The following is a 21,716-nucleotide window of genomic DNA, read 5'->3' on the forward strand; positions in this document are numbered from 1 at the left end:
ATCGGACTTGTTCAGCGTACAAGTGTAAGCTAAAGTGACAACCTGTAATCCCGCAATCATATAATTATAGACATGAGGTAACGAATGAAGCGTGCAGTCATCACTGGTCTAGGTATTGTTTCCAGCCTTGGTAATAACCAGGAAGAAGTACTGGCTTCTCTGAAGGAAGGTCGTTCCGGGATCACTTTCTCAGAAGAATTCAAAGAGGCAGGGCTGCGTAGCCATGTCTGGGGTAATGTTAAAAATTTAGACCCAAAAGATTTAATCGACCGCAAAATTTTCCGTTTTATGAGTGATTGCTCCGCCTATGCTTATTTATCAATGGAACAAGCGATTGCGGATTCAGGTTTAACAGAAGAACAAGTTTCAAATTTACGTACAGGTATCGTTGTTGGCTCTGGTGGTGGTTCTCCACGCAACCAAGTTGCTGGTTCTGACGGTATGCGTGCTAAAGGTTTGCGTGGTGTGGGCCCATACATGGTGACTCGTGCAATGGCATCGGGTATTTCTGCTTGTTTAGCAACGCCATTTAAAATCAAAGGTGTGAACTACTCCATCAGTTCTGCTTGTTCAACATCAGCGCACTGTATTGGCCATGCGGTTGAGTTAATTCAATTAGGCAAACAGGATGTGGTTTTTGCTGGTGGCGGTGAAGAACTGAGCTGGGAAATGACCTGTGAGTTTGACGCAATGGGCGCATTGTCGACTAAATACAATGAGACGCCAGACAAAGCATCAAGAACTTACGATAAAGACCGTGATGGTTTCGTTATTGCAGGTGGCGGCGGTATCGTCGTTGTTGAGGAATTAGAGCATGCGTTAGCGCGTGGTGCACATATCTACGCTGAAATTGTGGGCTATGGTGCGACCTCAGATGGCGCAGACATGGTTGCTCCATCAGGAGAAGGTGCGGTGCGCTGTATGCAAATGGCGATGCAAGGCGTTGATAAAATTGATTATATCAATACTCACGGTACGTCAACACCAGTAGGTGACACCAAAGAGTTAGAAGCTATCCAAGAAGTATTTGGTAGCAACTCTCCAGCAATTTCAGCAACGAAAGCAATGAGTGGTCACTCATTAGGTGCTGCGGGTGTTCACGAAGCAATTTATAGCTTACTGATGTTAGAACACGGCTTTATTGCGCCAAGCATTAACGTCGAAAACCTAGATGAGAAAGCTGCTGGCTTGAATATCGTGACTAAACCAACCGAACAAGCGCTGGAAACAGTCATGTCTAACAGTTTTGGTTTCGGTGGAACTAATGCCACATTAGTGATGAGCAAATACAAAGCATAATTTGTATTAGGCTAACGTATTAAATAAGCGAGAACTTCGGTTCTCGTTTTTTTTAATCACCACTTCCGCCGTCCCCGCCTCCTGAATCGGACGATGAGCAATCTGAACTTGAATTATCATTAGAACAATAATGGTTGCTTGAGCGGTGATTATTATCACTGGATGAACTGTCATAATAAGGGGGCGTGTAGCTTGAACTCGAATTATTTGAATTCACTCGATATGCAGTTTCTTTCACATTTTTACGCACTTCAAATATTTGGCTTTTATCTTTCGCCCAGCCAATAGTCACCAGCGTGGTATTTTTCTTTACGCTGATAAGCAACATTTCCCCACAAAAAATATGCATTTTACCCAATGCTTTTATTTGGATATAACCACTGTCTTTTTCCGTGATAGTGACAGGTTTCTGACTATGGATAGTGTAACAGTCACCATGGACATCAATAGTGCGAGTATATGCTAACGGTTTTGGCTGGATATTAAAAAGGACAAAAAGTAATCTATCGAACATTGTGTTTTATGTTTTAATAAATGAGATGGCTAAGATAATTGATTGAGGTTATTCAATACATCGTCATTATCTGAATCCGTGGTTTATTAATGATTGAATGAGTATTCGTCATTTTATTAAATTTTTCTGCCTAAAATAGTGACATGATATTGACTCAATGTTTAGTTGATTAGAGGAAATCATATGAGTGTAACAAGGTTTCATACGGCTATTTGGAAACAGGACTTTAAAATTTTAGGTGCGGCATTATCTCGTTATATCCGCAGTAAATTTAGTAGATTGATTAGCAAAATACATAATATTGAAAATCCATTTCCACTACATAGAAATGCACCAAAACGGCCAAGTACTACCATTAGTTCACCATCAAAGAATGTCTATTATGGTGAAGGAGCTCATGATAACAATGTGGTTTTACTTCGTTATATAAAATTTTCTACTGATTAATAAAAAAATGCCCCAAAATCACACTGGGGCAAAGTTTTACAGAGATTATATGAACACTTAATTACGATAAGACAGTGGGTTGTTTACGTTTACGAATACGCTTTATAATTGGTGGCAAAATTAGCACTAATACCGCTAGAATTAATAAACTTTGGGAAATCGTACTGCTCCAAAGAATATCGAAATTACCATTACTGATGGATAATGAACGGCGTAAATTTTGTTCTAACATTTCACCCAGTACAAACCCTAAAATTAATGGTGAAAGTGGGAAGTTCATTTTGCGTAATATAAACCCAAATACGCCTAGCCCCATCATGAGTAACAAATCAAACGTCGTACTATGAACGGCATATACCCCGACAGCAGAAATGCAAGCAATAGCAGGGACTAAAAACCATAACGGAACGGTTAGCATACGCGTGAATAAGCCAATTAACGGAATATTCATGATGAGCAAAACCACGTTAGCAATCAACAGAGCTGCAATTAACCCCCACACAATATCCGGTTGCTCTGTAAACATACCAGGGCCTGGGGTGATATTATAGAGCGTTAGGGCACCCATCATTACTGCTGTTGTTCCCGAGCCCGGAACGCCAAGAGTTAACATAGGAATAAATGACCCACACGCAGAGGCATTATTGGCGGCTTCAGGCGCGGCTACCCCTCGGACATCGCCATTACCGAAATCGCCTTTTTCACCACTGATTTTCTTTTCCGTCATATAAGTGATGGCGCTGGCAATGGTAGCTCCCGCTCCCGGTAATACCCCAACAAAGAAACCAATAAATGAAGAGCGTAATGCAGGGCCTGCGCAAGCTTTGGCCTCTTTACGGTTAAATAGCATTCTACCAGTTTTACGGATCAGCCCTTGGCCTGTGGCAGTGCCTTCGAGCATCAATAAAATTTCACTAACAGAAAATAAACCAATAACCACGACGATAAATTGCACGCCATCCGATAAATGTACGCTATCAAAGGTAAAGCGGTATTCCCCAGAGTTGGCATCCACTCCCACAGTGGCGAGTGATAAACCAATTAATGCAGCCAATAGTGATTTGATTGGGTTTTGGCTCATCATGCTACCTAAGCAGGCAATGGCAAAAACCATTAAGGCAAAATATTCGGCAGGACCAAAGGCGAGTGACCATTGGGCAAGCAAAGGAGCGAATAGTATTATCCCTACAATTGCAATCGTTGAACCAATAAATGAACTGACCGCGGAAATAGAGAGCGCAACGCCACCTTTTCCCTGTTTTGCCATAGGATAACCATCTAGCGTGGTCATGATTGCTGCGGCATCGCCGGGGACATTAAGTAAGATTGATGATATGCGTCCGCCATATTCACAGCCTAAATAAACCGTGGCGAGTAAGATTAATGCGGACTCGGCGGGTAATTTCAGGGCAAAGGCCAATGGTAACAAAATAGCGACACCATTAATTGGGCCAAGGCCGGGAAGCATACCCACGATTGTACCGATAAAACAGCCAATTAAGGCGATCAAGATATTTTGAGGAACTAGTGCGACCTCGAAACCTTGCGATAGATACATCCAAGTTTCCATGATTTCGCTCCTTAACTTAGCAGGCTGCCAATAGGCAAGGTTACATCTAGCCATTTATCAAAGGCATAGAACAAAAAGATACCTAAGACCGGGCCCGAAATAATCGCGGCGATAGGTGTCGCACCAAATAGCAGGGCGATACTGATGGTGAGTAAGCTGGTTGCAATCGGGAACCCTAACCATTCAAAGGCCCATGCATAAATAACAAGTGCAACAACTAATAAAACTAAACGACGTAATACATAGGGTTTTGGCCACTCAACGGCTTCTTGCTTGCCAAATAATAAGGCAAGGGCACAAAGCGCCATTAAGGAGAGTATGACAACCGGAAAAGGGCGGGGGCCCAGTGGTTCATAACTAAATTCACTTTGGATCCCCCAACCAATATAAATTCCGATAGCACACAGTATTAGCCAAACTATGGCAAATATGCGTTGGCTCATCGTTCACTCCGTTATTTGGCTAAACCGAAGGCACGGGCTTGTTCACGATATTGCTCGATTTCTTTTTTGACATAGCTATCGAGTTCTTGCCCGGTTAAGTTGTATTCAAATAAACCACGCAGTTCACGTTGTTTTTTGAATTCGTCGGTTTGTTGTAATTTTTGGAAGGCTTCGACCCATTGGTTATAGTCAGCATCGGAGACTTTCGGCCCCATATAGAAACCACGAATGATTGGCCAAACAATGTCATACCCTTGTTCTTTTGCTGTTGGGATATCTGATAAACCATCCCCAAGGCGTTTGTCTGAGTAGACAGCAAGGATACGAATTTTACCTTCATTGATATATGGCGTCATTTCACTGATATCCCCTGAAAGGACTTGAATATGGTTGCCCAGTAATGCAGTTAAGGTTTCACCGCCGCCTTCAAAGGCCACATAACGCATTTTTCGTGGGTCGATATCAATGGCTTTGGCTAATAAGGCCGTTTTCATCCAATCTTGGCTGCCAATAGACCCTCCCGCACCAAATACGATGCTGTTAGGATCTTTTTTGAAGGTATCCATTAAATCTTTCAGGGTTTTATAAGGTGAGTCGGCACGTACGGCTATCATACCGTAGTCGCTTCCCACACTGGCGAGCCAGCGAACATCGTTTTCGTTATAACGACCAAATTTTCCCTGTGCGAGATTGAGTAAGGAACCTCCTGAGAAAGCAACAATGGTGCCGGGTTCTGCAGGACGTTGTGCGACAATGGCGTTATAAGCAACGGCACCAATACCGCCTGGCATGTAGGTCACTCGCATTGGTTTTTCAATTTCTTTGGTTTCCAGAAGAGACACTTGTACTAATTTACAGGTTAAATCAAAACCACCTCCGGGTTTGGCGGGGGCAATACATTCGGTACGTTCGGGTAGGGCGTTTGCTTGATTGATGCCAACTAAAAATATTGCTGTTGCTAAGGCCGTCTGGGTGAATTTTTTCATTATTTTTCCTTACTAAGACAATAATTAGAGGTATATATTATTACTGCTTGTTGTGCTGGTATGGCATCATCGCCCGATGAAGCTTTCATTTACCTTTCATTAACAAATATTATTATTTTTATGTGATATATATCAGATTGTTTTGTATTTTTACTTTTTTGTTATGTTAATTTAATGTTAAATTAATCACGTTAATAGTGTTTGTTAGCAATAGTTGTGATGGACACAGTAAAAATGTGCACATTTGCTTTCCATTCATTCAATGGAATGCCAACGTATACTGATAAATAATTATAATGAGTATGCGGAATGAGAATTTTATTGGTTGAAGATCATGACGAGTTGTCATTATGGTTACAGAAGGCCTTATCGTCATCTGGGTTTGCGGTTGACCTTGCTAGTGATGGTGCGATAGCAGACCAGCTATTACAAACTGAACGCTATGAATTAGTCGTGTTAGATGTATCACTTCCGAGAATGAGTGGGCTTGAGGTATTGGCGCAAATGCGCAAACGGCATCAAGAAACCCCCGTCTTGTTACTAACGGCGAATTCCGACGTAGCCGACCGTGTACAAGGGTTAAATGCAGGGGCTGATGACTACCTGACGAAACCTTTTGATATTGCGGAATTAGAAGCGCGTCTTCGTGCTTTATTACGGCGTAGCCAAGGGCAAGTTAATGAGTCACAACAGTTTGGTTTACTTAGTTACCATGAGGACGGTTATTTTTTATTAGGCGAAGAGCCGCTAGGCTTAACACCAAGGGAATATGCGGTGTTAAACACCCTATTTCATCGACGAGGTCGACCTGTTTCTAAAATGCAATTATTTGAACAGGTATTTTCGCTGTCAGATGAAGCCAATTTACAAAGTATTGAGTTATATGTTCACCGTGTAAGAAAAAAACTTGCCGGTTCGGATGTTAACATCAATACCTTACGCGGATTGGGATACCGATTAGAGCAGTGTAGTGTATGAAATTAGTCGCTCATCCACGCTCTCTCTTTCATCAGTTACTGCTCTTTTTCGGTATCCCCCTCATTTTGTTGGGGAGTTTTTCGGTTTATACCCACTATTACAGTGCAAAAAATGCTGCAAATTTAGCCTATGATCGAACGTTACTAGCTTCAGCTCGAACAGTTGCAGAACGCTTACAAGTGGTAGATGGGCATCTCTCGGTGAATGTGCCTTATGTGGTGCTCGATAGTTTCGAACTAAATAATAATGACCGAATTTTTTATCAAGTTATCTCTCCTGACGGTGAAACTATCTCTGGTTATGACGACTTACCGCCAATTCCCCCTTATTGGATGCGTTCACAGCACTATACTGCGCTAGTTTATTTTTATGATGCACAGTATAAAGGTTTACCTATTCGTATTGCTGCGTTTTATCAACCGATTAATGAAGGTGGCATCACTGGGATGGTTGAAATTCGTGTTGCGGAAACGGTCTATTCGCGGCAAGATCTCGCTAATCAATTATTAATTTCTGCCTTGATGAGCCAAGGTACAGTGGTACTTTTAACCATGGTGCTTGCCTATATTCTACTTAGTAAGCTGCTGGCACCGTTGAAAAGATTATCTCACTTAATGTTAGGCCGTTCTGCCAATGATTTAACACCCTTGCCAGATTTACTGCCGTGGTCGGATTTATCGCCATTAATTGATGCATTAAACCGTTATATTTCTCGCCTAAAGCGGATGGTTAGACGACAAGAACGCTTTAGTGCAGATGCATCTCACCAATTAAAAACACCTTTAACCGTACTAAAAACCCAAGTTTCGGTTGCCATTAATAGTGCAGACGAAAGTCAACGGCAACAAAGTTTACAAGCTATTGATAAAACTCTCGATGATACGATCATTTTGACGGATAGGCTTTTGCAGCTATCGCGGTTAAAAGCCCATGAAAAAGAATCGATTACGCAGTATCGAGCCATAAATCTAGTGGAAATTGTTCACCAAGCGTGTTTTACTCGGCTATCTCAAGCTGAAAGCCAAAATATTGACTTAGGTTATGAAGGTGCGGAAACGGCATGGATTAAAGGCGAGCCTATCTTATTAGCTGAGATGTGTGCAAATTTAATTGATAATGCGATTAAATACACGCCTGCAAATGGGGTGGTCACCGTTCGAGTGGTCAGCAGTGATGACCATCTTCATTGGGTCTTAGAGGTTGAAGACTCTGGTCCTGGGATCCCAGATGCGAAAATTAACCGTTCTATGGAAGCCTTTACTCGTTTAAATAATGCGTTAGGTAAGGAAGGCGCTGGCCTTGGGCTGGCGCTTGTGAAAGATATTGCTAGCTATCATGGTTCTGAACCTCAATTATTAAAAGGTAAATTACTTAATGGATTATTGGTTAGAATCGCATTTAAAGCTAGCCAAGCGCCGTGGTAAGAAAAACGCCCTTACTAAGGCGTTTCTCTGGTGACAAAGTCTAAACGCAGTAAAAGCTAGATACGTTTAGTTTCACATTGATATTAATATCTGCGATAGCGTGTTATTTGAAGGTTCGTGTTTAAAATCACAGGTTATTGTGTTTTGTTCGAGGCTTGCTATTGAGGATGATAATAATGATTCTGAATCTAACTTATTGTCTTCATTAAGAAATATATTAGCTATAGCTAGTGCTGTGTCATTTTTTACTTCATTAATAAATGTCTCGATTGATTCTATTTTTAAATTTGTGTTGTATATTTCATCAAGCAAAGCCGATATGTCTTGGGAAATCAAATTTGAATCTTTATTTTCTGAGTGCTCTTGAATGTATGTCACTAGATCATTTTTTGCACTAGCAAGTTTTTCTTCTTGTAAATATGTAGTATCAACAGATTCTGATTTCAATTTTTGTATTTTGTTTAATTGTAAGCGTTGATTAGTGATATCTAGCAATGCATCTTTAATCGTTTGACAATAGGTTTCCTCGCTGACATTAGATGTGACAGATTTTAATGGGACATAATTATATACGTTAGAAATAAAGTCATCTCTTACTGCGATTAGATATTCTTTCTCACGTAAAACCTCAGATATATTGATATTGTTTTCACTTTGTTGTAACTCTTGGTTCGTATTTAGGGTTAAATTTGAAATCATAGTAAACACTCCATGTTAATAATTTTTAAATGTTTCATTACTGTGGTCGTAGTTAATTAATATAACCTACTTAAAATGAGGTGACTAATTTTTATTTGGTATGGAAGTATTGTTGATATCATTTGAAATATTGCTAGCTATCATGGTTCTGAACCTCAATTATTAAAAAGTAAATTACTTAATGGATTATTGGTTAGAATCGCATTTAAAGCCAGCCAAGCGCCATGATAACAGAAACCACCTAATTCAGTAGGTGGTTTCAATAATAGTAAAATACAAATCTAGTGAAAATAAAAATACGTGTTAATCCCGTAATGGGATAAATACAGGTATTGATTTGTTATGCAATGGTTGGTCGTATACATCGCTGCTAATTATTGTGTCTTGTGGAAATTCAGCCATGATAGATGATAATAAGGATTCAAAGTCTTTATTATTTCCATTACCATCAGTGAAATTGACTTCATCAGCTCCCTCGTTAATGCGAGTTTCAATTGACATTATTTTTGATTTTTTATTCATGATTTCAATAATTAATGGTGTTATTTCTGAAGAAATTGATTTTTTGTCTTTATTTTCTGAATGAGTATAAATATATTGAGAAATCTCTTTTTCTGTCTGGACAATTTGTTTTTCTAAAGAATGAATATCATTGATATATTCTAGTATCTCTGAGTGTTCTTTTGAACTGTACATTTTAGTTAAACTCCCTAACTGTTCAGTTAAGTCTAATAATGTATACATTTTTCCTTTAACTGTTTGATAATATGCATCTTCACCAACAGCAGACGAAGTTGATTTTAAAGGGATCTTTATATGAATGTTAGAAATTAAATTATTTAATTCATTTTTTAATAGTTTTTTTTCTACTGCTAGCATATATATGTTATTTTTTTTATCACCAAAGTTATTAGTATAAGAGACTATTTTACTTGGAGGATTAAATTGGTGAAGGTGATTGTTTAATTCTAAATTAACAAACTTCTCGAGTGTTTTTGCTCTAAGCAATTCATCATGAAACTGAGTTGTTAATTCTTCAATAAAATTATGAGTTTCCTTCTCATGAGTCAATATCCTGCTCTCAATAATATAACTAGCTAAACTTTCTTTTAAATTTAATATGTCTTTTTCTAGCTGGGATCTATTGATTGAATATGTGGACTGGTTGTAATATAAACCTGCTTCTTTTTTTATTTCTATGTTGATACGTGACTCAATTTTATTGAATAATTCTTCTAACTTTTCATCAATATTTTTTTGATATTTTTCTTGCTTATTGTAGTCAAGTTTGAACAAGTCAAAAGCTGATACTTTGTGGTTTTTAAATTTTTCTTTAATATTGGTTTTTAAGTTTTTTAAGTATTTAATTGACAGGTTTAATTCAGTTAATAATTTAAATTCTTTATTGTTTTGGTAGTCGCTCTCCTGATAGTTAATTTGAGTGTCTTTATATTGTTTAAATAGGATATGAATGCCATCTAAGTATTCAGAACTTTTTATTTGGTCAAAAACGTTATGCAAATCTTTAATTTTTGTATATTGAGTATTTAACTCTGTCGTGTGTTTCATTAAGCCATCGACGGTATTATTGCTGTTGAAATGCATTAAGCTATTGCTGTTAAGTTCTCTTAGTAGCTGTTCTATATTATTTTGACTTTTCTTAGCATTTATGTATAAATTGGTTATATTTGAATCTAATCCTAATGTTCTTTGCATATGATTAACTCTAATCTTCATATTCTCGACTGTTTTATATAGGTATTCTTGGGATAAATCATAACTATTCTTAAGGCCTTCGTTAATTTTATTAAGATCGACTCTTATCGTGTTTAGAATAATAGGGTTTTTTTGATATAAAATTACACTAGGTGAAACAAAATGGCCTTTCTTATTATGTCGTAAACCAAGCATAAAACTGAATAAATCAGCGTTATATTCATTAACTAAATTGGATTTATTGAAAAGAATAGATTCTGAATTTTCAGGGATCGTATAATAGCCTTGCTTATTTGTATGTTTACTATGTAATTCTTGTAATTTTTCGAAATTTTTTTCTTGATTTTTGTCTTGTTCGTGAAGCATAGATTCAATCTGATTTAAATCAGACAATTCATCAGATCCTTCTATCTTAAATTTATGTTTTAATTTATCAATTTTAGCAAGTAAATGACAAATGGCTGTACTATTTTTGTCTAGATTATCGCTAACACTTTGATATGTCTTTTCTAAGTAAATGGTATTTGTCGGTGGTTTTTTACTAACTGATAAGATTGTTGAATAGTCTATTTCCTTAAATATATTTTTACTATCTATATTTGCCAGCGATATCTGATTTTTATTAAATGTAGAACTCATAGTAAACACTCCGTGTTAATGGTTATTGAAATTTGCATATATACAGATGCCAATAAAATATAATCTAACAATAAGAAGTAGACTAATTTTTATTTTATATAAAAATGCGATTAGTATAATTTAAATTATTAGCAATGAAATTTTTAGCAATCTCATAAGTGGAGGGAATGATATTGTTTTATTTAGATATAAAAATGATAATTGTAGATAGGTTAAGGCGCTAAAGAAAGTTAGCGCCTTTATAATTCAATTATTGGTTAATTAGACTAAAATCCCACTCTTTTAGTGCGTTGATTGAGTCTTTGTCTTGGTATTTTGCGCCAAGTTCAAGGTAATCATGGGCTTTTTGGATATCGTCTTTACTTTTGGTACCGACCCAGCCGTTATAATACATATAAGCAAGTTTGTATTTTGCCACCGCATGGTGAGTACCTTGTTCGAGGTCTGTCATATCGTAATATTTTGCTGCGCGGACATAATCTTTTGGCACACCTTGGCCAAAATAGAGCATATCCCCGGCTAAATGAGCGGTGTTACTGTCATTTTGTTGTGCGCCTAAATCAAAATAATAAAGCGCTTTCGGGAAGTCTTTTTCTATGCCGCGCTCATTATCTTTACGATAAAGATTACCTAAAATATTATAAGCGCGAGGATAGCCATTTTTCCCTGCTAATTCATAATAATAGATCATCTTTTGGGTATCTTCAGGCACTCGTTCACCACGTGCATAAGCGATACCTAATGAGAAGGCTGACATTTTGTCGCCTGCCTCAGCTTCGATGCGCTGCTTTTCAATTTGCTCGGCGAAACGACCATATTTCTCATAGGCTTTTTCATCGGCAACTTGTTTTTCAATTGCTTGTTTATCTTGGGCTGAAAGTGTATCCATTAGCTCAATAGAACTTGGTTTTTTATCAAGTTGTAATGCATAGTAATAGGCTTGCTTGGCATCGCCTTTTTCTACATAAGCCTGATAAATTGCATCAAGTGCGTGAGTTGGGTGGTAATTTAACGAAATTTGATACCATTCGATGGCTTTGTTAATATTTTTATCAATATCACAATCGCCTTTTAAATAGAGGGTTCCCATCTCTTTGGAAAGACTTTCTGGATAATGAATATAGTGTTTGTCAGTATTTTTCTGGAAATTGCTTTTTTCAATCCATTCCTTCAAATACCGGCTTGCTTTATCCATATCCACATTATCGCTGTTTCCACAATATTGGCCAGGATAGTAGATTTGATAGAGTTTCTCCGTTGCGGCTAAATCACCTTTATCGTAAGCTTGTTGTAAATAAGTTAAGGCTTTAGCGTTATCACTATTTACGTAATAGTAATACAGATTAATTAAAGCTTTGGTACGAGTGTTTTCTTCACTTAGAAGCAGTGCTAAATATTTTTGTTCGTCTTTAGGGCGATTAAGCTCTCTTTTTTTATCTTTAATTCCATCTCGATACAAATCAACCAGTGCATTGAAGGCATTATTAGAAAGCTTCTCATCGGTTGATTTCATACCTTCTTGTAGATATTGAATGGCTAAATCATATTCAGGAGAGCCAGAAACAATTTCGCTATCATATAAATAAGTTTGGGCTAATTGAACTTTAGAAAATAGGTCACCTTTCGCTGTGCCATCGATATAATTTTGACGTTTTGCTTGGCTATCTTCAGTCACGGAATCAAGCGGTTGATAAGCGGCTAAATTGCCAGCATTGATACTTTTCTTATACCAATCTTGCGCCGCGAGATTTCGGCCGCGTGAACTATACCAATCCCCGAGTTTAATATAAGCGGAGGTATCGCCTTTTTGGGCAGGAACAACGAGAGTTTCATAGACTTCAATATAATCATCAACCCGTTTGGGATTAGAATGTTTGCGTAAATAAACAATGGCCTCATCCCAGTCAGGTTCCATTACCCAAGCGTTTTTTTCTTCATTTAGCACGCCCATATATCGCATCTCACTATAGAGAGCGATTGCGTGGTCATTACCTTCATCACTAGCTTGTTTCAGGTATTTAGCCGCTTCAAGGCGATCTTCTTTGACACCTTGGCCATAGAAATAAGCTCGACCCACTTTGTATTTTGCTGAAGGACTTTCATTGAGCATTTTCATGCCAATGTCATAATCATCCATATATTTGATGAATTCATTGCCCCAGCTTCCTGCTTTAAGGTAATACTCACGTGCTTTTTGTCGATTAGGCTCAACAAGCTGGCTGCCATTTAAATACTGATGTGCCAGTTTACGGGTATAGTCTTTACTGCCAATCGCTGCTAATTGGTCGTAATAACCTAGGATTTTTGCTTTATTTGCATTGAGATATTGATCCTGTTGGTAATAATCAATGAGTTCTTCAAGTGCACTTTCTTGATTGAATTTTGCACTTTTCTCTAAATATTCAAGCCACTTTTTCTGGTCGACTTTTTGCCCATAATTACCATATTTGTAAGCATTGGCGAGCGTACGTAACGCATCAGGGTCATTCTGTTTCGCTTTTAGTTGAATATTGGCAAATGAAGCTTTGGCTTTTTCAATTTCTCTTTTACGTGATTTTAAAAAGCTAAAATCAGGGTCAGAAATCTGATTGTAATAGAAAAGGGCGGTATCATAATTGGCATCTTCGCCGTAGTTACCTTCTTGATATATTTCCCCTAATTCATATAAGCAGCGGTTATTTTTGAGTGCCGCACATTTTTTATATTGAGGAACTAAATCTTTTGCGGTAAGCCCAGTAATTTGCTGGAAGCGAGATTTGTAATACGCCTTATCATTGTGATAAGTAACGCCATCAAGGTTTTGCGCAATATATAAATAAGCAGATGCACTACCCAATTCTGCAGCTTTTAAAATATAATCGTACAATGGTTTTATTTCAGCATCACTTAAGGTATCAATATTAGTTAATTGAGTGAGCTTGTTTATCCCATATAAATAGGTGATATCAGCATCTTTATTAATCAGTGGTTCAATTAATTTCTGAGCCTCAGTATGGTTTTCATATAAAGCCATTTTGACTAATAACGCTTTTGTGTCAGCGCGATTTAAACCTGTTTTTAATAAAATATCTTTAGCGATTTGTAACTGACTTGGAAGTAATTCGGCTTGTGCTTGAGGTGAATGGAGCACATTGACTATCAGGTTAGCTATTTTATTGGTTTCTGTTGGCCGGTATTTTAATAATGCAGCAGCATAATAAACCTGGCTATTATAATTTTGTTTGATTGATTTTTCATATAAATCAAAGGCCTGATCACTATTTTTCTCTGCATCTTCTTTTAGTAAATAGTCAGCATACAAATAAGCTAAGGCGTAATTTTCGCGTTTAATGACATCGTTTTTGAGGATATCGACAATCGTTTTTTCATCGATAAGTGCTTTAATATCATAGCGATAATATACTTGAACTAATAAGCGATCGGCTGTTGATGGGTAATCGTTTTCATTAAGGTTGTCGATGAGTAATTTAGCGGCTTTCTGCACATCCTGCTTAGTACCAAAAGCATTAATATAATAACGCGCTAATTGCATCTGAGCATCATAAGTGGGGTCTATGCGATTTGCTTTTTCTAAAGCAGCGAAGGCTTTTTCTGGCGAAAATAATGGGCTACCTTTAGCACTATAAACTTCACTTGCTACCACTAAAGCATCTGCGGAGTTCGGGTATTTTTCCATTAAAATAGGAGTGTATTTGGCGACAATACCACTCAGTTTTTTGTTTGGAAAATCGTAACTGGAGATTGCTCTCTCGTTGATGATAACAAGTGCGTTTAAGTCGCCAAGATCTGCGGCAGCGGTGAGATATTTTTCAGCTAAAGCGTCATTTCGCTTAACATCGCTAAATGTACGGCCAGAATACACGTTATAGGCTTGATACATCGCGGGAGGGTATTGGCCATCAGCGGCATCAGTTAAATCCTGAATACGGTCGGTGTCAGCTTTGTAATTTAAATATAATGCCTTAGGGTGTTTAGCTTCCACAAGCGGTCGCAGGTAAACCATCGCACGGTTTTTATTTCTCCGCACGCCATCGCCAGTCATATATTTTTGGTACAAAGCATAGATGGCGTTCTCATCACCACGGCTCGCCCGTTCTTCTAAATTAGTGATGACTTTTTGTTTTTCTTCTTCTGTTTGTGAACCATACAATGATAAAGCCCCTGGCTCTAATTCACTTGCGTCAGAAATGTATTCTAATGCAGATGAAAAAGAGAGCCGTTCATATTTTTTGGCTAACAGCGGATTTGGTGGTACGCCGTTACCACCTTTTTCATATATCGACGCGAGTAACATCGCGGGTAAGGGAAAGTCGTTGCTGATAAGCGGTGTTAATATTTCAACGGCTTTCTTACTGTCATTTTCAAAGTCATGAGCGATATAGCCCAAAGCAAATTTTGCCAGTTTTGAACCTTGTTCAGAAGCCAAAGTAAAATATTGGCGAGAAAGTTCGATATTTTGTGGAACTTGTTCGTATTTATCAGCTAAATAAATACCCCCAACCATTTCTTGTGCTTCTTTAACACCTAGATCAGCGGCTTTAGTTAAAGAAGTTAAACCATTTTCATCAGTTGAAGTGTCTTCTATTAGGTGTTTATAACGGAAAAAGCCAAGGTTATATAACGCATTTTTATTGTTAGCTTCCGCCGCTTTAATTAGCCAGTTTTGGGCTGCCACATCATCGGCTTTTGTGCCAATACCGTCTTTATACATCATGGCTAAGGCAAAAGCGGATTGTGAGTCTTTATCTGCGTTTTTTTGGAATTGTTCAAATGCAGCTTGAGATTCACCTTGTTGATATAAGTCGTAGCCTAATTGTGAGGGAGAAGATGAGTTGGTGGTATTGACGAAATAAATGCCAATGGCTACAGCAATTATTATCAATATGAACAACCCAACTTTGAACGGCTTAGTCATTGTCATTCCTTATTATGGTGGTTACTTGCCACGATCCATTTAGGTTTATCGCATTATCACGGCTTATTGAGTGGAGTTAATACTCCTAAAGGGGTATTTAATTTTGCTTAAGTCTAATTGGAATTCCAGAAGATTCAATCGGATTATCCTCTATCTGAAAAACGGTAATTCGATAAATCATATCAATGGTGGGCGAATTAAAGATGAATTGAGTGATTTTAAAATGTCACAAAGTATTAATGGTGAGGAATATTAAGGGGAAATAAACGAAGAAATGGCGAGGATTTCAAACATAGCCCCACAAAGTGGGGCATATGAGTGACGACATTGCATTTATTGCTTTTGTAATTCTATTCTACTGGCAAGAATCTTCTTGAACCACCTTTTTTTCACGGCGGAATAATTCTGTCAGTGGTGTACGCAATTGTTGCGCTAACATTACCCCGAGTAATACCACACCACCACCGATTAAATGGTAGCTTTTAAGTTCTTCACCCAAGGCGAAAATAGCGATAATGGCAGTGAAAACGGGAGCTAGGTTCATAAAAATAGAGGTTGTATTCGCACCAAGGCGCATAACACCTTGGATCCACAATGCCGGAGCAACAATGGAGGCGGCAATCCCCGCAAATACCACTAAACCGATATTTTGGCTGTTCAGAGAGACATCTTCAGCTAGCAAGAAATTAGGGAGTAGCATGATAACGCCAAAGAAAACCTGAACGTACAGCGAGTCCCAGCTAGATAATTGGATTGACCAACGCTTAGTCAGAACACCGTACAGGGCGTATGCAGCGGACGCAACCAACATCATGGCTTCCCCTTGACCTAAGCCTTGAGAAAATAACGCACTTGGGCTTCCTTGACTCACTAACCAGACTAATCCACATAATGAAAGAATTGAGCCTAATACAATCCCCACAGTAGGAATAACGCGCAGCACAAAGATACTAATAATTACTGTTAGTAATGGGATCATTGAATTCATGATTCCCATAAAGGTCGCACTTACACTGTGAGCCGCATAATAAGCTAAACTTTGGTATAGCATCATCCCTAGCGCGCCTAAAATGGCGAGTTGCCACCAATGTTTCATAACCGTTTTAAAGTTTCGGAGCACCGAACGTAATACGAAAGGAGTCATGACAAGAAATGCCAACGCCCAACGGTAAAATGAGATTGCCGCAGGGTCAATGGCAGTGGATGCCGCTTTGTTAACAATGGCATTAATTGACCATAATAAAACCGCAATCAGCGGAAAAAGAAGATTCTTCATTAAAACATTCTCCCATATTGAATGGGCGCTAGTATACATCTGTCCGATTTTTTATATATACTGATAACCAGACAACCGATAACGCTTTTCAGACAGGAACCATGGAAAACTTAAAATCAGACATTTGGCAAATCAGTGAATGTAATATCGCAGAGCCTGAATTGGTGGCTTTTCGGCACGAGCAAACCGCGGCTCTCACTGAGTATAAATCCCATTCACACCCTTTTGGGCAAATGCTGTATGTGGTCTGTGGCATTATGGAAATGGAGGTGGCTGGTCAACATTATCTAGCGCCGCCAGAGTTTTGCATTTGGATCCCAGCGAACATTCCCCATGCTAGCTTTAATAAAGAAAGTGTCAAATTTCGGATCATCGATTTTTCTCATGAATATAACCAAGTGCTTGCCCAGCGACCTTGTGTGATTAAGCTTAGCCCTATATTTCAGTCAATTATGACGGATATGTACCAACGCGGTATTGTTCAGCCTGAAACAGAGCAAGACTTACGTTTGGCTCATGTGCTAATTGACCAATTTCCATTGTCCCCTTGCCAAGATACTTATTTGCCTATTTCAAAAGACAAATTTCTTGCCCCAATCTTATTAGAGTTACAAAGCGACCCAGCCGATAACACGACGTTAGCACAATGGGCAAAACGCTATTATACATCGGAACGCACGTTATCAAGACGCTGCCAGCAAGAATTAGGTATGTCGTTTAGTGAATGGCGTCAACGCTTGCGATACTTACATGCCGTTGCCGGGTTAGAAAAGGGGAAAAGTGTCCATGAAGTCGCATTGGATGTTGGGTATAGCTCTGCATCCGCCTTTATTGCGATGTTCCAGCAGATATCAGGTGTCACACCAGACCGTTTTCGAGCGAAAGAATTTGACGTAGAAGGCAACCTCTCATAGGCATCTGTCTTAAACCGTGGCAAAATATTGTTCCACTTATCTATATAACGACACAATACAAAAAAGTTATTGATTGGGACAACAGCGTGAAAATTTTAGTCGATGAGAATATGCCATATGCTCAAACTTTATTTAGCGAGCTTGGTGAAGTGAAAGCAGTACCGGGACGTCCTATACCAGAACAAGAATTAATTGATGCAGATGCATTAATGGTGCGTTCTATCACTAAGGTTAATGAATCACTGCTTGGTAATACGCCAGTTAAATTCGTTGGAACCGCGACAGCCGGTTTTGACCATATTGATACCGAGTGGTTATCGGCGGCAAATATTGGTTTTTCATCAGCGCCGGGTTGTAATGCGATAGCGGTTGTTGAATATGTTATTTCTTCACTATTATTACTAGCGGAACGTGATAACTTTGATTTGCGTGATAAAACAGTAGGGATCATAGGTGTCGGTAATGTCGGAGGGCGTTTAGCTGCAAGGTTATCGGCTTGGGGAGTCAAAACATTACTCTGCGATCCGCCACGTGCAGCCAAGGGGGATGACGAGTCATTCGTTTCTTTTGATGATATCCTTGAGCACGCTGATGTCATTACCTTTCATACTCCGCTGAATATGTCAGGGGAATATAAAACTTTCCATTTAATGGATGAAACGCATTTAGAAAAATTGCGCGATGGTACCATTTTAATTAACGCAAGTCGGGGTGAGGTGGTTGATAATAAAGCCTTATTATCCGTGCTTAACCGCGGAAAAAAACTGAGCGTTATCTTAGATGTGTGGGAGCCAGAGCCTGATTTAGATACGGCACTTTTAGCATTAGTGGATATTGGCACGCCGCATATTGCAGGCTATACGCTAGAAGGTAAAGCCCGAGGAACGACGCAAGTTTATGAAGCTTACTGCCAGTTTCTCGGCAAATCGTCACAAGTTTCTCTTTCATCATTACTGCCTAAGCCAGATATCAATCAATTGACTTTCAATGGTAAATTAACGCAAAACCAGCTCAAAAGGTTAGTACATCTCGTGTATGATGTGCGCCGAGATGATGCAGTGTTAAGAGCCGTTGCAGGGGTAAAAGGTGAATTTGATAAGCTGCGCAAAAATTATCAAGAGCGTCGTGAATGGTCATCCCTTGAAATTATTTGTGATGATGAACAAACGGCATCAAAACTCAATGAGCTTGGTTTTACAGCAAGTTTAGTTTGCACAAAATAGATTAGTTAAAATGAACACCTGATTAAATAACACCAATTGGTGTTATTTAATTTTTTATTTTTTAGAGGAATAGCCATGACTGAAGGTTGGAATATTGCAGTATTAGGCGCAACCGGTGCTGTAGGTGAAGCTATTATTTCACTGTTACAAGAAAGAGAATTCCCAGTCGGCGAATTATATTTACTTGCCAGTGAGCGTAGTGCAGGGGAGAGCGTACGCTTTAATGGTAAAAGTATTCAAGTTGAAAATGTGACCGACTTTGATTGGTCACAGGCACAAATTGCCTTTTTTGCAGCCAATGAAGGTGTCAGCCTACAATATGCCGAATTAGCGGCACAAGAAGGGTGCATTGTCATCGATACGAGTGGCGTATTTGCTCAAGAACCGGATGTGCCACTGGTTGTCCCGAATGTGAATCCGCAAGTCTTAGCCGATTACCGCAACCGTAATATTATTTCATTGGCGGACAGCTCTGTGAGTCAATTATTAACGGCAATTAAACCGCTGGTGGATGCCGCAGGGGTGGGGCGTATAACCTTAACAAATATGTTGTCGGTTTCTAGTTATGGTAAAGCCGCCGTAGACGAGCTGGCAGGGCAAAGTGCGCGTTTATTGAATGGTATTCCTGCAGAAGAAGGCCGTTTTAGTAAGCAATTAGCGTTCAATATGTTGCCATTATTGGCGGATATGGAAGGCAGTGTCGTTCACGAACGTCGTTTGGTTGAGCAAGTGCGTAAGGTGCTGCAAGATGATGGCTTGCCAGTGGCGGTGAGTTTTATTCAATCTCCTGTTTTTTATGGGAATGCGCAAGTCGTTCATTTAGAAACTTTGCGCCCAATGAGTGCAGAAGAAGCGAACGAAGAACTTGAACGTTTTGAAGATATTCAGGTCTCAGAAGAGGGTGATTATCCTACACAGGTGACTGAAGCGTCAGGTAATGACCAATTAAGCATTGGTTGTGTACGTAATGACTATGGCATACCTGAAATTTTACAATTTTGGTCAGTGGCTGATAACGTGCGTTTCGGTGGGGCACTGATGGCGGTAGAAACAGCAGAAAAACTGGCTCAGGAGCTGTTTTACTAATGTCTGAGCCTACACAGTTGTATCGAATCGCATTAGGTATTGAATACAACGGCAGTCGTTATTTTGGTTGGCAGCGTCAGCAAGAAGTGAAAAGTGTTCAAGGTTGTTTAGAAGAAGCCTTGTCAAAAATTGCAGCGGAGCCAATTAGCGTGTTTTGCGCAGGGCGCACAGATGCAGGCGTTCATGCTACAGGGCAAGTGGTGCATTTCGAAACCTCTGCCATCCGCAAAGAAGCGGCTTGGACTATGGGGGCGAATACGCATTTGCCCCCTGATATTGCTGTCCGCTGGTGTAAACCGGTGGCCGAGGAGTTTCATGCACGCTTTAGTGCAACTGCGCGTCGATATCGCTACGTGATTTTTAATCACCGTTATCGGCCAGCAATTTTATCGAGTGGCGTAACGCACTTTCATTATCCACTCGATGAAAAAAGAATGCATGAAGCGGCACAGGCGCTATTGGGTGAACGTGATTTTACCTCATTCAGAGCAGTCCAGTGTCAGTCAAAGTCGCCATGGCGTAATGTGATGCATGTGAATGTCAGTCGCCACGGTCATTATGTGGTGGTAGATATCAAAGCCAATGCGTTTGTTCACCATATGGTGAGAAATATTGTCGGAAGTCTGTTGGAGATTGGTTGTGGCAATCAAAACATTGATTGGATGGCGCATCTTCTTGAGTTAAAAGACCGTACCAAGGCAGCTGCAACCGCAAAAGCGGAAGGGTTGTATTTAGTGAGTGTCGATTACCCAGAGAAATTTGAGTTGCCTCAGAATGTGATGGGGCCGCTTTTTCTGGCAGATGAACTGATGTAAAGCGAATTTTTATTTATCTCATAATTTTTGTAAATAGCATGGATGCTATTATCAATGAGGATTTTATGGAATTTATCACTTTTATTATCGACTTTATTTTACACATCGATGTCCATCTTGCTGAACTGGTCAGAGATTATGGTACATGGGTCTATGGTATCCTATTTCTGATCCTATTTTGTGAAACAGGGTTAGTGGTCACACCATTTTTACCTGGAGATTCGTTATTATTCGTTGCGGGTGCGATTTCGTCATTAGACAGTAATGACCTGAATGTCCATTTAATGGTCGCTTTAATGATTACGGCAGCGATTATTGGTGATGCTGTAAACTACGCAATTGGGCGTATTTTTGGTGAGAAATTATTCAGAAATCCAGACTCGAAGATTTTTCGTCGTGTTTATTTAGATAAAACTCATGCTTTTTATGAAAAACATGGCGGTAAAGCGATTATACTGGCACGCTTTGTGCCGATAGTCAGAACTTTTGCACCATTCGTTGCAGGAATGGGGAAAATGTCTTATCGTCACTTTGCTTTTTATAATGTGACGGGCGCGTTTATTTGGGTATTATTATTCACTTATGCGGGTTATTTCTTTGGTGAATTACCGTTCGTACAAAAGAATTTGAAATTACTGATAGTCGCGATTATCTTTGTTTCAATTCTTCCGGGTGTTGTTGAAATTATTCGTCATCGTCGAATAGCTGCGAAAGAAAAGCGTGCGGCAGCGCAAAAAATCGATAACCACTAAGCGGTTTAGTAAGGTGGTTT

17 protein-coding genes are annotated in these 21,716 nt (G+C 39.1%); 9 read left to right on the forward strand and 8 right to left on the reverse strand.

Annotation, left to right across the window (positions count from 1 at the left end):
- Positions 1-84: 84 nt before the first annotated feature.
- Positions 85-1,299, forward strand: a complete 1,215-nt coding sequence (gene fabB, locus SJ312_RS20220; protein ID WP_112307558.1) for a beta-ketoacyl-ACP synthase I — start codon at positions 85-87, stop codon at positions 1,297-1,299.
- Positions 1,300-1,351: 52 nt separating this feature from the next.
- Here the strand turns inward: fabB and SJ312_RS20225 are convergent, their stop codons facing one another.
- The gene (locus SJ312_RS20225) at positions 1,352-1,813 is read right to left on the reverse strand and encodes a hypothetical protein (RefSeq protein ID WP_153673961.1); all 462 of its coding nucleotides are present in this window, start codon (positions 1,811-1,813) and stop codon (positions 1,352-1,354) included.
- A gap of 183 nt (positions 1,814-1,996) precedes the next feature.
- On the opposite strand from SJ312_RS20225, the gene SJ312_RS20230 reads away from it, so the two are divergent.
- Positions 1,997-2,260: a hypothetical protein gene (locus SJ312_RS20230; RefSeq protein ID WP_153673962.1), complete on the forward strand. Its 264-nt coding sequence runs from the start codon at positions 1,997-1,999 to the stop codon at positions 2,258-2,260.
- Positions 2,261-2,321: 61 nt separating this feature from the next.
- On the opposite strand, the gene SJ312_RS20235 is transcribed toward SJ312_RS20230, so the two are convergent.
- Genes SJ312_RS20235 through SJ312_RS20245 form a run of 3 tightly spaced genes read right to left on the reverse strand, consistent with a single transcriptional unit; the run spans position 2,322 to position 5,259 of the window.
- The gene (locus SJ312_RS20235; RefSeq protein WP_153673963.1) at positions 2,322-3,830 is read right to left on the reverse strand and encodes a tripartite tricarboxylate transporter permease; all 1,509 of its coding nucleotides are present in this window, start codon (positions 3,828-3,830) and stop codon (positions 2,322-2,324) included.
- An 11-nt stretch (positions 3,831-3,841) separates the two neighbouring features.
- The gene (locus SJ312_RS20240; RefSeq protein ID WP_094962691.1) at positions 3,842-4,273 is read right to left on the reverse strand and encodes a tripartite tricarboxylate transporter TctB family protein; all 432 of its coding nucleotides are present in this window, start codon (positions 4,271-4,273) and stop codon (positions 3,842-3,844) included.
- Positions 4,274-4,284: 11 nt separating this feature from the next.
- Complete coding sequence (locus SJ312_RS20245; protein ID WP_004257243.1) at positions 4,285-5,259, reverse strand: Bug family tripartite tricarboxylate transporter substrate binding protein; 975 nt, start codon at positions 5,257-5,259, stop codon at positions 4,285-4,287.
- Between the two features lie 309 nt (positions 5,260-5,568).
- Here SJ312_RS20245 and tctD point away from each other — a divergent pair, with 309 nt between their 5' ends.
- A complete protein-coding gene (gene tctD / locus SJ312_RS20250) occupies positions 5,569-6,237 on the forward strand; it encodes a transcriptional regulator TctD (protein ID WP_004257247.1) in 669 nt (222 codons plus the stop codon).
- Complete coding sequence (locus tag SJ312_RS20255) at positions 6,234-7,661, forward strand: sensor histidine kinase (RefSeq protein ID WP_319868281.1); 1,428 nt, start codon at positions 6,234-6,236, stop codon at positions 7,659-7,661. The genes tctD and SJ312_RS20255 overlap by 4 nt, the downstream gene beginning before the upstream one ends.
- 72 nt (positions 7,662-7,733) lie before the next feature.
- Here the strand turns inward: SJ312_RS20255 and SJ312_RS20260 are convergent, their stop codons facing one another.
- From SJ312_RS20260 to SJ312_RS20275, 4 genes are all read right to left on the reverse strand, one after another.
- A complete protein-coding gene (locus tag SJ312_RS20260) occupies positions 7,734-8,360 on the reverse strand; it encodes a hypothetical protein (RefSeq protein ID WP_319868282.1) in 627 nt (208 codons plus the stop codon).
- 303 nt (positions 8,361-8,663) lie between these two features.
- A complete protein-coding gene (locus SJ312_RS20265; protein ID WP_319868283.1) occupies positions 8,664-10,715 on the reverse strand; it encodes a hypothetical protein in 2,052 nt (683 codons plus the stop codon).
- A gap of 250 nt (positions 10,716-10,965) precedes the next feature.
- Complete coding sequence (locus SJ312_RS20270) at positions 10,966-15,630, reverse strand: sel1 repeat family protein (protein ID WP_319868284.1); 4,665 nt, start codon at positions 15,628-15,630, stop codon at positions 10,966-10,968.
- 355 nt (positions 15,631-15,985) lie between these two features.
- Positions 15,986-16,906 (reverse strand): DMT family transporter, encoded by a 921-nt coding sequence (locus SJ312_RS20275; RefSeq protein WP_110591925.1) that lies wholly within the window; start codon positions 16,904-16,906, stop codon positions 15,986-15,988.
- Between the two features lie 101 nt (positions 16,907-17,007).
- Here SJ312_RS20275 and SJ312_RS20280 point away from each other — a divergent pair, with 101 nt between their 5' ends.
- The 5 genes from SJ312_RS20280 to SJ312_RS20300 all read left to right on the forward strand — a co-directional run bounded on the left by SJ312_RS20280 (position 17,008) and on the right by SJ312_RS20300 (position 21,696).
- Positions 17,008-17,820, forward strand: a complete 813-nt coding sequence (locus SJ312_RS20280) for a helix-turn-helix transcriptional regulator (RefSeq protein ID WP_004257268.1) — start codon at positions 17,008-17,010, stop codon at positions 17,818-17,820.
- An 86-nt stretch (positions 17,821-17,906) separates the two neighbouring features.
- The gene (gene pdxB / locus SJ312_RS20285) at positions 17,907-19,043 is read left to right on the forward strand and encodes a 4-phosphoerythronate dehydrogenase PdxB (RefSeq protein WP_110591924.1); all 1,137 of its coding nucleotides are present in this window, start codon (positions 17,907-17,909) and stop codon (positions 19,041-19,043) included.
- A gap of 75 nt (positions 19,044-19,118) precedes the next feature.
- Entirely contained in the window at positions 19,119-20,129 is a 1,011-nt protein-coding gene (locus tag SJ312_RS20290) for an aspartate-semialdehyde dehydrogenase (RefSeq protein ID WP_096864927.1), read from the forward strand.
- The gene (truA, locus tag SJ312_RS20295) at positions 20,129-20,944 is read left to right on the forward strand and encodes a tRNA pseudouridine(38-40) synthase TruA (RefSeq protein ID WP_094962680.1); all 816 of its coding nucleotides are present in this window, start codon (positions 20,129-20,131) and stop codon (positions 20,942-20,944) included. Before SJ312_RS20290 ends, truA begins: the two co-directional genes overlap by 1 nt.
- Before the next feature lie 65 nt (positions 20,945-21,009).
- Positions 21,010-21,696 carry a DedA family protein gene (locus tag SJ312_RS20300; protein ID WP_094962679.1) on the forward strand — a complete coding sequence of 229 codons (687 nt, stop codon included), beginning with the start codon at positions 21,010-21,012 and terminating at the stop codon, positions 21,694-21,696.
- Positions 21,697-21,716: the final 20 nt, after the last annotated feature.

Origin of the sequence: Providencia sp. CIM-Carb-044 (assembly GCF_033901115.1) — a bacterium.
Taxonomy (GTDB): Bacteria; Pseudomonadota; Gammaproteobacteria; order Enterobacterales; family Enterobacteriaceae; genus Providencia; species Providencia hangzhouensis.